Source organism: Achromobacter sp. CF-sbj1-Ac2-l (assembly GCF_052698165.1).
This window is the reverse complement of sequence record NZ_CP199855.1, coordinates 139,280-153,631: the sequence shown is the minus strand read 5'-3', so window position 1 is coordinate 153,631 and position 14,352 is coordinate 139,280. Positions and strand designations below refer to the sequence as shown.

The following is a 14,352-nucleotide window of genomic DNA, read 5'->3' as shown; positions in this document are numbered from 1 at the left end:
ACGCGTCATGCTCATCGCACAGATTACCGACCTGCATATGCGCACACCGGGCGACAAGGCCTACGGCATCATCGACCCGGCCGCCTTCCTCGGCCCGGCGGTGCGCGCGCTCAATGCCCTGGCGCCGCGCCCGGATTGCGTGCTGATCACCGGCGACCTGACGGACCTGGGCCGTCCGCACGAATACCAGGCGCTGCGCGACCAGCTGCAGGCGCTTGAAATTCCTTATTTCCTGCTGCCCGGCAACCACGATGACCGCGCGCAATTGCGCGCCGCCTTCCCCGACCACGGCTACCTGCAAGGCCAGGGGCCGTTCATCCAATACGCGGTGGAAACGTATCCGCTGCGCCTGCTGGCGCTGGACACGGTGGTGCCGATGAAGAGCCACGGCGAGCTGTGCGACGAACGCCTGGGCTGGCTGGCCGCGCGGCTGGCCGAGCAACCCGACCGGCCGACGCTGGTGCTGATGCATCACCCGCCGTTCCAGACCGGCATCGAGCACATGGACGACATCGGTCTGCTGGCGGGCGGCCCGGAACTTGAACGCATCGTGGCGCGCTATCCGCGCGTCGAGCGCGTGCTGTGCGGCCACCTGCACCGCACCATCTTCCGCCGCTTCGGCGGCACCATTGCCTCGACCTGTCCCGGCACCGCGCACCAATTGGCGCTGGAGCTGGGGCCCCGACCGACGCTGCAATACATCATGGAGCCGCCGGGCTACCAGTTGCACTGGTGGCACGATGGCGCGCTGGTCACCCACCACGCCGTGATTGGGGAATACCCCGGGCCATATCCCTTCGCCTGAGCCCCCGATCTCGATTACAAACACTAAGCCCTGCCATATCTCCGTCATGTTTGCGCTGCACAATGAAAAGGTTTTCATCGCACGCGCCGCAGACGGATCAGAAAACTAGATCCAAGAGACAGCATGTCATCCATCGTTCTGGATAACCTCACCAAGCAATACGGCGGCGCGGCCGCGATCCACGGCGTCAGCTTCACCGTGCCGGCCGGCAGCTTCACCGTGCTGCTGGGCCCGTCGGGCTGCGGCAAGTCGACCACCCTGCGCATGATCGCCGGGCTCGACACGCCCACGTCCGGCACCATCCGTATCGGCGACCGCGACGTCACCCACTTGCCGCCCGCCAAGCGCCGCATTTCCATGGTGTTCCAGTCGTACGCGCTGTTTCCGCATCTGTCGGTGCGCGAGAACATCCTGTTCGGCCTGAAGGTGCGCAAGGAACCGGCGCGCGACTACGACCGCCGCCTGCAGCGCGTGGCTTCGCTGCTGGGCCTGGGCCATCTGCTGGACCGCAAACCGTCGCAACTGTCGGGCGGCCAGCAGCAGCGTGTGGCGCTGGGACGCGCGGTGATTTCCGAAGCGCCGGTGTGCCTGATGGACGAGCCGCTGTCCAACCTGGACGCGCAGCTTCGCCACGAGATGCGGCGCGAGATCCGCGCCTTGCAGCAGGACCTGGGCATCACCATGGTGTACGTCACGCACGACCAGACCGAGGCCATGAGCATGGCCGACCAGGTGGTGCTGCTGCGCGGCGGCCAGATCGAACAGCACGACACGCCGGACGGCCTGTATGCCCGTCCGGCCAGCGAATTCGCGGCGCGCTTCATCGGCACGCCGCCCATGAACCTGATCAACCTGATGCCGCTCCAGGGCGCCACCGTGATCGCCGGCACCCAGAGTCCGGCCATCGCCGGCGCGCCGGAAGGCGCCGCCAAGCTGGGCGTGCGGCCCGAGCACATCCGCATCGACAACGAAGGCATCGCCGCCACCGTGGAAAGCGTGGAGTACTTCGGCGCCGATTCCATCGTGGTCTGCCGCATCGGCGATAGCGGCGGCGTGGCGGTGCGCGTGGGTGGGCACCTGCGGGCCCGCGCCGGCGAGGCGCTGCGCCTGTCGTGGCCGGCCGAACAACAGCATTTCTTTGCCGCCGACTCGGCGGTCATCGACACCGTCGGGCGCTGAAGACGCCCAATCCACAGGAAAGGAAACGCAATCATGCGACGCATCGTACTCAAGACCCTGGCCGCCAGCCTTGCCGCCGCCTGCCTGTCGCTGCCCGCGCAGGCGCAGCAAAAGCCCGTCGAAGTGGAGTTCTATTACCCGGTCGCCGTCGGCGGCCCGATCACCAAGATCGTCGATGACATGGTGACGGACTTCGAGAAGGAAAACCCCGGCATCAAGATCAAGCCGATCTACGCCGGCTCGTACCAGGACTCGATCGCCAAGGCGCTGACCGCCCTGAAGGGCGGCACGCCGCCGCAACTGGCCGTGCTGCTGTCGACCGACATGTTCACGCTGATCGACGAAGACGCCATCGTGCCGATCGACGGCCTGGCCAAGAGCGACGCCGACAAGAAATGGCTGGGCGGCTTCTACGACGCCTTCATGCAGAACAGCCGCACCGGCGGCCACACCTGGGGCGTGCCGTTCCAGCGCTCGACCATCGTGATGTACTACAACAAGGATCTGTTCAAGGCCGCCGGCCTGGATCCCGAGCGCGCGCCGGCCACCTGGGCCGAGCTGGTCGAGTACGGCAAGAAGCTGACCAAGCAGGACGCCAGCGGCAACACCACCCAGTGGGGCATCGAGATCCCGTCGGGCGGCGCTTTCGCCTACTGGCTGTTCCAGGCCCTGACCACGCCCAACGGCGCGATCCTGATGAACGAGGCCGGCAACGAGGTCTACCTGGACAAGCCCGCCGTGGTCGAGGCCGCGCAGTTCTGGCGCGACCTGTCGGCCAAGCACAAGGTCATGCCGACCGGCACGATCGACTGGGGCACCACGCCCAAGGACTTCCTGGAAAAGAAGGCCGCCATCATCTGGACCACCACCGGCAACCTGACCAACATCCGCAAGAACGCCGACTTCCCGTTCGGCGTGGCGATGATGCCGCAGCAAAAGCGCGGCGGCAGCCCGACCGGCGGCGGCAACTTCTACATCTTCAAGAGCGGCACGCCTGAACAACAGCAGGCCGCGCTCAAGTTCGCGCAGTGGGCCACCACGCCCGAGCGCGCCGCCGACTGGAGCATCGCCACCGGCTACGTGGCCGTGACGCCGGCCGCCTGGCAGACCGAGAAGATGAAGAAGTACGCGCAGGAAGTGCCGGCCGCCGCCGTGGCGCGCGACCAGTTGCAGGTGAGCGTGGCCGAATTCTCGACCCACGAGAACCAGCGCGTCACCAAGACCCTGAACGACGCCCTGCAGGCGGCGCTGACGGGGTCGAAGACGCCGCAGCAGGCGCTGACCGACGCCCAGCGCGAAGCCGACCGCATACTGCGTTCCTACAAGTAAATCCGCAAGCACGATGAGCCGCTCCTTGAATGCGCTTTATGGCTGGCTGCTGTTGCTGCCAGCCATCGTGCTGCTCGCCGCGTTCACGCATTACCCGGCGCTGGCGACGCTCTGGCACAGTTTCTATTCCACCCCCAAGGGCGCGCGCCCGGCCCGCTTCGTCGGGCTGGACAACTACGCCGTCATGCGCGACGACCCGGTGTTCTGGCAATCGCTCTGGAACAACCTGTGGTTCGCCCTGGGCACCATCCCGACCTCGATCGGCATCGCGCTGGTCATGGCGCTGTGGGTCAACCGCAACCTGCGCGGGCGCGGTTTCCTGCGCATGGCGTACTTCACGCCGACGGTGCTGCCTATGGTGGCGGTGGCCAATATCTGGCTGTTCTTCTACACCCCGCAGTACGGCCTGATCGCGCAGGTGATGCAATTGTTCGGCTCGCCCGGTCCCAACTGGCTCGGCAACCGCGAAACCGCGCTGCCGGCGCTGATGCTGGTGACGGTGTGGAAGGAATCCGGCTTCTTCATGATCTTCTACCTGGCCGCGTTGCAGACGGTGTCGCCGTCGCTGCGCGAGGCGGCGATGCTGGAAGGGGCCTCGCGCTGGCAGTACTTCCGGCGCGTGCTGTGGCCGCTGTTGATGCCGACCACGCTGTTCGTGCTGATCAATGCGTTGATCAACGCCTTCCGGCTGGTGGACCACGTGGTGGTCATGACCCGCGGCGGGCCCGACAACGCCAGCACGCTGCTGCTGTACTACATCTACCAGGTCGGCTTCAGCTTCTGGGACACCGCCTACGCCGCGACGCTGACCGTCGTGCTGCTGGTGGTGCTGGCGCTGACGGCGCTGGTCAAGTTCCGCTGGCTGGACCGCAGGACGCACTACCAATGAAAGACAAGCTCGATACCCTGGGCGCGTGGGCGCTTGGCCTGTTGTGGATCCTGCCGCTGGCGTACGCCGTGTGGGCCGCGTTCCACCCGCCGGCCTACGCCACCCGCTTCGACCTGTTCGCGCCCCTCACGCTCGACAACTTCGCGCGGGCCTGGCAGGCCGCGCCGTTCCCGCGCTACTTCGCCAACACGTTTTTGCTGGTGACGATGGTGCTGGCGGCGCAACTGGTGCTGTCGACCCTGGCCGGCTACGCCTTCGCGCGCTTCGAGTTCCGCGGGCGCGACTTCGTCTTCATGCTGGTGCTGCTGCAACTGATGATCATGCCGGACGTGCTGCTGGTGGAGAACTACCGCTCCATGAGCCAGCTCGGCATCCGCGACACGGTGTTCGCCATCGGCCTGCCGTACTTCGCCTCGGCCTTCGGCATCTTCCTGCTGCGCCAGACCTTCAAGACGGTGCCGCGCGAATTGGAGGAGGCCGCGCGCATGGAAGGCGCCAACGCGCTGCAGGTGCTGTGGAAGGTCTACGTGCCGCTGGCCAAGCCGATCTACGTGGCCTACGGGCTGGTGTCGGTCAGCCACCACTGGAACAACTTCCTGTGGCCGCTGATCATCACCAACTCGGTGGAATCGCGGCCGCTGACGGTGGGCCTGCAGGTGTTCTCGTCGACCGACCAGGGCATCGACTGGTCGGTGATCACCGCCGCCACGCTGATGTCGGCGGCGCCGCTGCTGATTGCCTTCCTGCTGTTCCAGCGCCAGTTCGTGCAATCGTTCATGCGCGCCGGCATCCGCTGAGCCTTCCCTGGAAAGCAAAAGACCCCGCGCTGTGCGGGGTCTTTTCGTTGACGCGGCCAGGCGGTCAGTAGCCGACCGTCAGGCCGGGCAGGTCCACCGTGATGCGCGGGCGTTCCAGCGCCAGCGCCAGGTGCTCGGCGAACTCGCGGGCTTCCTTGGCGTCGGTGGACAGGATGTCGTAGCCGAGCGCGTCGGCCACGCCCAGCACCTTGTCCAGCAGCAGCACCTTGCCGCTGGGGCGCAGGGGTTCACAGCCCAGGGTTTCCCAGGCGCCGTCGAACCAGTCGCGGGCGTCGTTCTGGCGCTGCGGGCTGGGTTCGACGTTGGCCGACAGGTCCAGCGAGCGCCGGGTGTCGAAAACGATGGTGATGTCGCTGCGCATGGCGGGGATTCCTTGAAATGGCGTCAGCCGCAAAGGGTAGGCAAAAAACGCCGGGCAGATTGTCCGTCCGGCGACATTGGCTTACCAGCCGCGGGAGACTTCCCAGGTGACCTCGGCGCCGGCGGCCTGCGACTGGCGCATCATGTCCAGCAGCGGGAAGGCGCGCTCCTTCAGGCCGACCGCGCGCGCCATGGGCGCCACCGCCGGCTTGTCCTCGTCTTCCTCGTCCTCGGCGGGATTGCCCTGGGATTCTTCAATGGCCCGTTCGATACCCTGGATGGCCGGACCGAGCTGGTCGACGGTGAACACGCCGCGCTCGGGGATCTTGTCGCCAAAGGACTTGCCCGCGGCTTGCAGCAGGACGCCGGCGTGGTCGGTGAGCATCAGGACTTCGGCCACGACCTTGGAGTGAAACGTAATCAGCATATTCCGGTCTCCTACGGATTGAATACCCTCAATACACTACCGCAACACCCTGGGGATGCCAACTGGCGCCCCCGGGCGAGGGTCGGCGGGCGGCCCGGCCGGCCGCGCCCCCGCGCGGTAACGGCCGCCAAATCAAGCTATGATTCAGGAGATTCCCGTGACGGCAGGATCCGCGGCGGCCGAGAATCCGGCGCCTCGCGCGGTCATGCCCCCGAGGCCCGCCAGCCGGCCGATCCCGCCCGCTGGCGCCGCGCGCGAGCCCACGGCCCGCCGCCCTCGTCACCCACCCAGAACTTCTCCAGACGCCCATGCTCCCCGAGCAACAAAAACAGCTTATCTCCCTGATCCAGGCCGCCGTCGCGCAGAGCCTGCCCGACGCCCAGGCCGATGCGGCCCGAGCCAACGTGCTGCTGGAGCGCCCCAAGGTCGCCGCCCACGGCGACGTCGCCACCAACGTGGCCATGCAGCTGGCCAAGCCGGCCAAGCGCAATCCGCGTGAACTGGCCCAGGCCATCGTCGAGGCCCTGCTGGCCCTGCCGGGCGCCCGCGACCTGGTCGAAAGCGCGGAAATCGCCGGTCCCGGCTTCATCAACCTGCGCGTCACCGCCGCCGCCCGCCAGGCCGTCATCACGGCCGTGGCCGAACAGGGCGAGGCCTTCGGCCGCGCCGCCCGCAGCGGCGAGAAGATCCTGGTGGAATTCGTGTCCGCCAACCCCACCGGCCCGCTGCACGTCGGCCACGCCCGCCAGGCCGCCCTGGGCGATGCCCTGTGCCGCCTGTACGACGCCATCGGCTGGGATGTGACCCGCGAGTTCTATTACAACGACGCCGGCAACCAGATCGAGAACCTGGCCATCAGCGTGCAGGCGCGCGCCCGCGGCCTGACGACCGACTCGCCCGAGTGGCCCGCCGACGGCTACAAGGGCGACTACATCCTGGACATCGCCCGCGACTTCCAGGCCGGCAAGACCATCCAGGCCTCGGACGGCGAGCCCGTCACCGCCACCGGCAACATCGACAGCCTGGAAGACATCCGCGCCTTCGCCGTGGCCTACCTGCGCCGCGAGCAGGACCTGGACCTGCAGGCGTTCGGGCTGAAGTTCGACAACTATTACCTGGAAAGCTCGCTGTACACCTCGGGCCGGGTCGAGGCCACCGTCAAGGCGCTGATCGCCGGCGGCCATACCTATGAAGAAGGCGGCGCGCTGTGGCTGCGCACCACCGAGCTGGGCACGGGCGACGACAAAGACCGCGTCATGCGCAAGAGCGAGGGTGGCTACACCTATTTCGTGCCGGACGTGGCCTACCACAAGGCCAAGTGGGAACGCGGTTTCCACCGCGCCGTGAACATCCAGGGCAGCGACCACCACGGCACCGTGGCGCGCGTGCGCGCCGGCCTGCAGGCGCTGGAAGAGGGCATTCCCAAGGACTACCCGTCCTACGTGCTGCACAAGATGGTCAAGGTGATGCGCGGCGGCCAGGAGGTCAAGATCTCCAAGCGCGCCGGCAGCTACGTCACCATGCGCGACCTGATCGACTGGGTCGGCCGCGACGCCGTGCGCTACTTCCTGATCCAGCGCCGCGCCGACACCGAATTCGTGTTCGACGTCGACCTGGCCCTGTCCAAGAGCGACGAGAACCCGGTCTATTACATCCAGTACGCCCACGCGCGCATCTGCTCGGTGATCAACAACGCCGGCATGCCCGCGGCCGACGTGGCCGCTGCCGACGCCTCCCTGCTGACCGCCCCCAGCGAATTCGCGCTGATGCAGCGCCTGGCCGAGTTCCCCCACGTGGTGGCGCTGGCCGCCCAGGAACTGGCCCCGCACCACATCGCCTTCTGGCTGCGCGACTGCGCCGCGGACTTCCACGGCTGGTACAACGCCGAGCGCGTGCTGGTCGACGACACCGCGCTCAAGCTGGCGCGCCTGCGCCTGGCCGCGACCACGCGCCAGGTGCTGGCCAACGGCCTGGCGCTGTTGGGCGTGTCCGCCCCCGAGCGGATGTAACATCGGTACATGGCCACCAAGCGCAAACCCACCCGCCGGTCCGGCGAAAGCGGCAGCACCCTGTACGGGGCGCTGGCCGGATTGCTCCTCGGCTTGATCGTCGCCGCCGTCGTGGCGTTCTACGTCACCAAGGCGCCCGTGCCCTTTGTCGATCGCGCCACCCGCCAGGGCGACGCCGGCAAGCTGCCCGATCCGCGCCAGGCGCCGGATCCCAACGCCGGCCTGTACGGCCGCGACGGCGCGGCGGGCTCCCCGCCCACCGGCCCGACCGCCACGGCGCCCGCGCCGCTGCCGGGCGCGGGCGGCACCGCGCCGGCGGGCAAGTCGGACGACCTGGGCGCGCTGATCGCCACCCTGCCGACCTCCAACAACACGCCCGCGGCCGCCCCCGCGCCGGCCGCCAGCGCGCCGCCCACGCCCATCGCCAAGGTGGCGCCGACCCCGGCCCCCGCAGCCAAGGCGCCGGTCGCCAGCGCCGCCCCGACCGCGTCGGCCAATGGCTCGTACTACCTGCAGGCTGGCGCCTTCCGGGGCCAGGACGACGCCGAATCGCTCAAGGCCCGCATCATCCTGCTGGGCCTGCCGGTGGCGGTGCAGAAAGCCGAGGTCAACGGCAAGCCGATCAACCGCGTGCGCGTCGGTCCGTTCGCCCGCCTGGACGACATGAACCGCGCCCGCGGCCGCCTGGGCGAAAACAAGATCGAAACGGCGGTGGTGCGCCAGTAACACGGCGCCCGCATCATGGTTTTTGATTGAACTAATCCGGGCCTGGCCCTGTCTGTAACCTCTTTGTTCAGGAACCTCACCCCATCATGCTGTCCCCCAAGCTCATCCGCATCCTGGCAGCCGCCGCGCTGACCGCCACCGCGTTCTTCAGCCCGGTCAGCCACGCCCAGGGCACCCAGGCCTATGTGCCGATCAATCCGCCGCTGCCGTCGGATACCCCGGGCAAGATCGAGGTCCTGGAATTCTTCGCCTACACCTGCCCGCACTGCGCCGCCATGGAACCCATGGTCGAGGACTGGGCCAAGACCAAGCCCGACGACGTCGTGCTCAAGCAGGTGCCGATCGCCTTCAACGCCGGCATGAAGCCGCTGCAACAGCTCTACTACACCCTGGTGGCCCTGGATCGCCCGGACCTGCACGCCAAGGTCTTCACCGCCATCCACGGCGAGCACAAGCGCCTGATCGACAAGAAGGCCATGGGCGAGTGGGCCGCCGCGCAGGGCGTGGACCGCGCCAAGTTCGACTCGGTGTTCGATTCGTTCAGCGTGCAGACCCAGGTCCAGCGCGCCAACCAGTTGGCCGAAGCCTATCGCATCGAAGGCACGCCGTCGTTCGCCGTCGGCGGCAAGTTCATGACCTCGCCGGTCATGGCGGGCAACAGCTACGAAGGCGCCCTGAAGGAAGTGAACCAACTGATCCCGATGGCCCGCGGCAAGTGACCCGCGCCTGAACCGCGTTCATGACGACGCCCCGAGCCGACCGGCCGGGGCGTTTTTCATGGGGTCATCCCCAAGGCGCGCGGATGCGGCAAAGCGCCCGCCGCGATATACACTTTCTCCCATAATTATTCGCCGCCACGCGCGGCCTACAAGGGGTGGAAGATGAGACAGCAATTCCTGCGCCGCGCGGCGCTAGGCGTGAGCCTGGCGCTGGCCGGCCTTTCAGCGCAAGCCAATGACGCCGACGGCGTGAAGATCGGCGTCCTGACCGACATGGCCGGCGTCACCGCCGATGCCACCGGGCGCGGCTCGGTCGAGGCCGCGCGCCTGGCGATCGAGGAACTGGGCGGCAGCGTGCTGGGCAAGCCCGTGGCGCTGGTATCGGGCGACCACCAGCACCGGCCCGACATCGGCAGCGGCATGGTGCGCAAGTGGTACGACACCGATGGCGTCGACGTGGTGGTGGACGTGCCCAATTCCTCGGTGGCGCTGGCGGTGCAGGGCATCGCGCGCGAAAAGAAAAAGCTGGTGCTGTTCTCCAGCCCCGGCACCACCGCGCTGACGCAGGCGCAATGCTCGCCCTATGGCGTGCAATGGACCTACACCACCTACGCGCTGTCGCGCGGCACCGCCACCGCCGTGGTCAAGGAAGGCAACAAGCGCTGGTTCATCCTGGCGTCCGATTACGCCTTCGGCAAGCAGCTGGCCGCCGACACCGAGACCGTGGTCAAGGCCAACGGCGGCGAAGTGGTGGGCACGGTGTTCCACCCGCTCAACGCCTCGGACTTCGCCTCGTTCCTGCTGCAGGCGCAGGCCTCCAAGGCGCAGATCATCGCCGTCGCCAACGCTGGCGGCGACACCATCTCGGCGATCAAGCAGGCGGCCGAATTCGGCATCGCCAGCGGCGGCCAGAAGCTGGCGGCAATGCTGTTGCTGCTGACCGACGTGCACAGCCTGGGATTGCAGGCCGCGCAGCACACCTACCTGACGGTGCCGTCCTATTGGGACATGAACGACGGCACGCGCGCCTTCAGCAAGAAGTTCGAAGCCCGCCTGGGCCGCCCGCCCACCTTCCTGCAGGCCGGCGTGTACAGCTCGCTGCGCCACTACCTGCGCGCGGTGCAGGCGGCCGGCACCACCGATTCGGACGCGGTGATGGCGAAGATGAAGTCGATGCCGATCGACGACCCGTTCAGCCTGAACGCGCACATTCGCGAAGACGGCCTGGTGGTGCGCGACATGATGCTGGCGCAGGTGAAATCGCCCGACCAGTCCAAGGCGCCCTGGGACTACTACAACATCGTGCGCACCATTCCCGGCGACTCGCTCGCCTGGCCCCTGTCGGAAAGCCAATGTCCGCTGGTCAAGAAGTAGGCCCCCTGGCGCTGGCCGATTTCGGCAGCTTCTACGCGGGCGGGCGGCAGGCGCATATCAGCGGCCGCCCGGTGCGCGAGATCGCCTTCACCAAGACCGCCTCGCTGACGTACGACCCCAACGGGCTGTACCACGTCGAACAGGCGTACGTGCAGTACTTCATCCCGGCCGAACGCCGCCATCCGCTGCCGCTGGTGCTGCTGCACGGCGGCGGCATGACCGGCGCGATGTGGGAACAGACGCCGGACGGCCGGCATGGCTGGCTGCAGCATTTCCTGCGGCAGGGCCACGCGGTCTACGTGGTCGACAACGTCGAGCGCGGCCGCGCCGGCTGGACGCCGTTCGAGGAGGTCTGGCCGGATGCGCCCATCGTGCGCAACGCCGAGGAAAGCTGGTCGCTGTTCCGCTTGGGCCGCGCCGAGGACTACGCGCAGCGCCGCGCCTTCGACGGCCAGCGCTTTCCGCTGGCGGCCTTCGACGATTTCATCCGCCACGCCGTGCCGCGCTGGCTGGGCAACAACGATGCGGCGCTGGCGGGCTTGTGCGCCGCGCTGGAACGCATCGGCCCGTGCCTGGTGCTGGCGCACAGCCATGGCGGCGAAGTGGCCTACCGCGCGCTGCAGGCGCGGCCGGCGCTGGTGCGCGGCGTCATCGGCATCGAACCGTCGGGGTTCTCGCAGGAGGTGGACCCGGCCGCGGTGGCGGGCAAGCCGTTCCTGTTCGTCTATGGCGACTATCTCGACGCCACGCCGCTATGGGCCAGGCTGGATGCGGCCGGGCAGGCCTACGCCGACCAGTTGGCGGCGCAGGGCGGCCGCGTCACCGGCTGGCGCCTGGCCGACATGGGCATCCGCGGCAATTCGCACATGCCGATGATGGACGACAACAGCGACGACATCGCCGCGCGCATCGGCGCGTGGATCCGCGCCAACGCCTGAAACGTCAGCCCTTGACCGCCGCGGCCTTTTCCAGCGCCTGGGTCAGGTCGGCGATGATGTCCTGCGGCGACTCCAGGCCGATGTGCAGGCGCACCAGCGCGTTGTCGCCCTCGCCCCAATAGCGATGGTGCGACAGGTCCTTGGGCGACACCAGTTGCACCAGGCTTTCGTAGCCGCCCCACGAGAAACCGATGCCGAACAGTTCCAGTTCGTCCACGAACACCCGCGCGGCCGCCGGCGACAAGCGCAGCTCGACCGACAGCATGCCGTTCGAACCGGTGCAGTCGCGCTGCCACAGCGCGTGGCCCGGGTCCTGCGGCCAGGCCGGATGGAACAGGCGCACGGTCTCGGGGCGCTGCTTGAAGAATTCGCAGACCTCCAGCGCGTGGCGCGCGTGCTGCGCCATGCGGATCGGCATGGTGCGCACGCCGCGCAGCGCCAGCCAGGCGTCGTCGGCGCTGATGGAATAACCCATCGCGTACTGGGTGCGATTCAGCTTCTTGGCAATCGCCTCGTCATTGGTGACGACCGCGCCCAGCATCAGGTCGGAATGGCCGCCCACGTACTTGGTGCCGGCGATGACCGACACCTGCGCGCCCAGCGTCAGCGGCCGGTAGATGTAGCCCGAGCCCCAGGTGTTGTCGGTGGCCAGCACCAGGCCGTGGCGCTGCGCAATGGCCGCCATGGCGCCCATGTCGAGCATCTCGAACAGCAGCGAGCCGGGCGATTCCAAGTACAGCAGCCTGGTGTTGGGCTGCACCAGCGCGTCCAGGTCTTCGCCGGAGGCGAAGTAGGTGACGGCGATGTTCATGCGCTTGAGCACGGCATCGTCCAGCTCGCGCATCGGGCCGTAGACGCAATCGGAGATCAGCGCGTGGTCGCCGGCCGAACATAGCGCCAGCATCACCATCGTCATGGCCGACAGGCCCGACGGCGCCAGGTAGGCGTGCGTGCCGCCTTCGAGCTGCGCGAAAACCTGCTCCAGCGCCGCGTGCGTGTCCATGCCCATGCGGCCATAGGTGGTGGCGCGGCCGCCGGCGGCCTTGCTGCGCTGGGCCTTTTCCAGGGCCGCCAGGTTCTCGAAGCGCACCGTGCTGGCCCGCATCGGCGGCAGCGGCACCGGGGCCGTGCCCGTCTCGGGGTTGAACGGGGCGGTGCCCGCGTGCTGCAGAACCGTATCGATGTGTTTGGTAGCCATCTTCAAGAGGGAATGCGTGCGTATTGGGAGAACCCGAACCGTAGCAGGAACGCGCGCGGCTGTCGCGCCCCCGGTCCGGTGTCAGTCGATCCAGCGCACCGCCGCGTCCAGGTCGGCGCGGCTGGTGCGATAGCTGTTGGCCGGATGCGCGGTATCGGCATAGCCGAACGAAATAGCGCAGACCACGCGCCGCTCGGGGCCGATGTCGAGCTGTTCGCGCAGCACCTCGGGATACATCGCCAGCGAGGCCTGGGCCACCGTGGCCACGCCGTTGGCCTGCGCCGCCAGCAGGAAATTGGCGACATAGCCGCCGCAGTCGATGGCGCCGTATTCGCCCAGCGCCTCGTCGGTGGTGATGATGGCCACGTGCGGCGCGTCGAACAACTGGAAGTTGCGCAGTTCCTGCCGCCGGTAGGCCTCGCGGTCGCCGCGCGCCACGCCCACGGCCCCATACAACTGGAAGCCCGACTCGCGGCGCCGCGCCAGGTAGTCGCCCCGGTACTCGCGCGGAAACGGGAAGTCGGGCGTGAAGCCCGCTTGCCCGGCGCGTTCCACAAGCGCCCGGCTCAGGCGCCGCGCGCCGTCGCCCGAGGCCACCGTCACCTGCCACGGCTGGCAGTTGCACCAGGACGCGGTGCGCTGCGCCAGCGTCAGGATGCGCTCGATGGTGGCGCGCGGCACCGGCTCGGGCAGGAAGGCGCGGCAACTGTGACGCGCGCGCAGCCAGTCTTCGAGCGCGGCGTCGGGACGCGCGGCGGCGGATTCGGGTACGGCGGACATGGTGTCTCCTTGGTTTCCTCGTATGATGCCACTTGATTGCCGGCGCGCAAGGCGCCGCCCGACCCGTGCGAGACCCCATGCTGCCCCTCGATTCCCTGATCGCGTTCTTCGGCATTGCCGTATTGCTGGCCCTCACGCCCGGGCCCGACAACCTGTTCGTGCTGATGCAATCGGCCATCTGGGGCCGCAAGGCCGGGCTGTTCGTGGTGCTGGGGCTGTGCACCGGGCTGCTGGGCCACACCGCCGCCGTGGCGCTGGGGCTGGCCGCCGTGTTCGCGGCTTCCCCTGTGGCCTTCACGGCGCTGAAACTGGCGGGCGCGGCGTATCTGGCCTACCTGGCGTGGCAGATCCTGCGGGCGCCGGTGCATGCCGAGGACGGCCAGCGGCCCGAGCCGATGAAGACCTCCGCGCTGTACCGGCGCGGCATCGTCATGAACCTGACCAATCCCAAGGTGCTGCTGTTCTTCTTCGCCTTCCTGCCGCAGTTCACCTCGCCCAAACTGGGTTCGGTGGGCTGGCAGACGGTGCAACTGGGCGCGGTGTTCATGCTGGCCACGCTGCTGGTGTTCGGCGCCATCGCCTTCTTCTCGGGCGCATTCGGCGAACTGCTGCAGCGCTCGGTCACGGCCAAGCGCTGGCTCAACCGCGTCGCGGCGCTGGTGTTCGTGGGGCTGGCCGTGCGGCTGGCGACGGCCACGCGCTAAGGCCGCCGGCCGGCGCGAGCCTGGCAAGGGCCGCCCCGGCGCAGCCACGCGCGCCGGATCGCGCCCGCGGGACGCCGCCGCGCAACGTGACTGGGAG

The 14,352-nt window shown here is 68.3% G+C and carries 15 protein-coding genes; 11 read left to right on the top strand and 4 right to left on the bottom strand.

Annotated elements, in window-relative coordinates:
• Window positions 1-7 precede the first annotated feature (7 nt).
• The 5 genes from ACUDCK_RS00685 to ACUDCK_RS00665 all read left to right on the top strand — a co-directional run bounded on the left by ACUDCK_RS00685 (window position 8) and on the right by ACUDCK_RS00665 (window position 4,999).
• Window positions 8-805, top strand: coding sequence for a phosphodiesterase (locus ACUDCK_RS00685; RefSeq protein ID WP_175167282.1), 798 nt, complete (start codon window positions 8-10; stop codon window positions 803-805).
• Between the two features lie 123 nt (window positions 806-928).
• On the top strand, window positions 929-1,984 hold the full coding sequence (locus ACUDCK_RS00680) for an ABC transporter ATP-binding protein (protein WP_175167283.1): 1,056 nt from the start codon (window positions 929-931) through the stop codon (window positions 1,982-1,984).
• Between the two features lie 33 nt (window positions 1,985-2,017).
• Window positions 2,018-3,313: an ABC transporter substrate-binding protein gene (locus tag ACUDCK_RS00675; RefSeq protein WP_054504378.1), complete on the top strand. Its 1,296-nt coding sequence runs from the start codon at window positions 2,018-2,020 to the stop codon at window positions 3,311-3,313.
• Between the two features lie 13 nt (window positions 3,314-3,326).
• On the top strand, window positions 3,327-4,202 hold the full coding sequence (locus tag ACUDCK_RS00670; protein WP_026384938.1) for a carbohydrate ABC transporter permease: 876 nt from the start codon (window positions 3,327-3,329) through the stop codon (window positions 4,200-4,202).
• The gene (locus ACUDCK_RS00665) at window positions 4,199-4,999 is read left to right on the top strand and encodes a carbohydrate ABC transporter permease (protein ID WP_006386977.1); all 801 of its coding nucleotides are present in this window, start codon (window positions 4,199-4,201) and stop codon (window positions 4,997-4,999) included. The genes ACUDCK_RS00670 and ACUDCK_RS00665 overlap by 4 nt, the downstream gene beginning before the upstream one ends.
• Window positions 5,000-5,063: 64 nt before the next feature.
• Here the strand turns inward: ACUDCK_RS00665 and ACUDCK_RS00660 are convergent, their stop codons facing one another.
• On the bottom strand, window positions 5,064-5,381 hold the full coding sequence (locus tag ACUDCK_RS00660; protein WP_006386976.1) for a hypothetical protein: 318 nt from the start codon (window positions 5,379-5,381) through the stop codon (window positions 5,064-5,066).
• Between the two features lie 81 nt (window positions 5,382-5,462).
• Window positions 5,463-5,807 carry a DUF1840 domain-containing protein gene (locus ACUDCK_RS00655; protein ID WP_054433931.1) on the bottom strand — a complete coding sequence of 115 codons (345 nt, stop codon included), beginning with the start codon at window positions 5,805-5,807 and terminating at the stop codon, window positions 5,463-5,465.
• Between the two features lie 308 nt (window positions 5,808-6,115).
• Between ACUDCK_RS00655 and argS the strand changes: the two genes are divergently transcribed.
• From argS to ACUDCK_RS00630, 5 genes are all read left to right on the top strand, one after another.
• Complete coding sequence (gene argS / locus ACUDCK_RS00650; RefSeq protein WP_049070481.1) at window positions 6,116-7,816, top strand: arginine--tRNA ligase; 1,701 nt, start codon at window positions 6,116-6,118, stop codon at window positions 7,814-7,816.
• Window positions 7,817-7,825: 9 nt separating this feature from the next.
• Entirely contained in the window at window positions 7,826-8,542 is a 717-nt protein-coding gene (locus tag ACUDCK_RS00645; protein WP_049070479.1) for an SPOR domain-containing protein, read from the top strand.
• Between the two features lie 86 nt (window positions 8,543-8,628).
• Entirely contained in the window at window positions 8,629-9,261 is a 633-nt protein-coding gene (locus ACUDCK_RS00640) for a thiol:disulfide interchange protein DsbA/DsbL (protein ID WP_054504376.1), read from the top strand.
• Window positions 9,262-9,423: 162 nt separating this feature from the next.
• Window positions 9,424-10,635: an ABC transporter substrate-binding protein gene (locus ACUDCK_RS00635; RefSeq protein ID WP_175167284.1), complete on the top strand. Its 1,212-nt coding sequence runs from the start codon at window positions 9,424-9,426 to the stop codon at window positions 10,633-10,635.
• Window positions 10,614-11,573: a hypothetical protein gene (locus ACUDCK_RS00630; protein ID WP_058665462.1), complete on the top strand. Its 960-nt coding sequence runs from the start codon at window positions 10,614-10,616 to the stop codon at window positions 11,571-11,573. The genes ACUDCK_RS00635 and ACUDCK_RS00630 overlap by 22 nt, the downstream gene beginning before the upstream one ends.
• A 4-nt stretch (window positions 11,574-11,577) precedes the next feature.
• Here the strand turns inward: ACUDCK_RS00630 and metC are convergent, their stop codons facing one another.
• The gene (gene metC / locus ACUDCK_RS00625) at window positions 11,578-12,771 is read right to left on the bottom strand and encodes a cystathionine beta-lyase (protein WP_420867709.1); all 1,194 of its coding nucleotides are present in this window, start codon (window positions 12,769-12,771) and stop codon (window positions 11,578-11,580) included.
• 81 nt (window positions 12,772-12,852) lie between these two features.
• Window positions 12,853-13,551, bottom strand: coding sequence for a nitroreductase (locus tag ACUDCK_RS00620; RefSeq protein WP_175167286.1), 699 nt, complete (start codon window positions 13,549-13,551; stop codon window positions 12,853-12,855).
• A gap of 77 nt (window positions 13,552-13,628) precedes the next feature.
• Here ACUDCK_RS00620 and ACUDCK_RS00615 point away from each other — a divergent pair, with 77 nt between their 5' ends.
• Window positions 13,629-14,255, top strand: coding sequence for a LysE family translocator (locus ACUDCK_RS00615; protein ID WP_049070470.1), 627 nt, complete (start codon window positions 13,629-13,631; stop codon window positions 14,253-14,255).
• Window positions 14,256-14,352 lie beyond the last annotated feature (97 nt).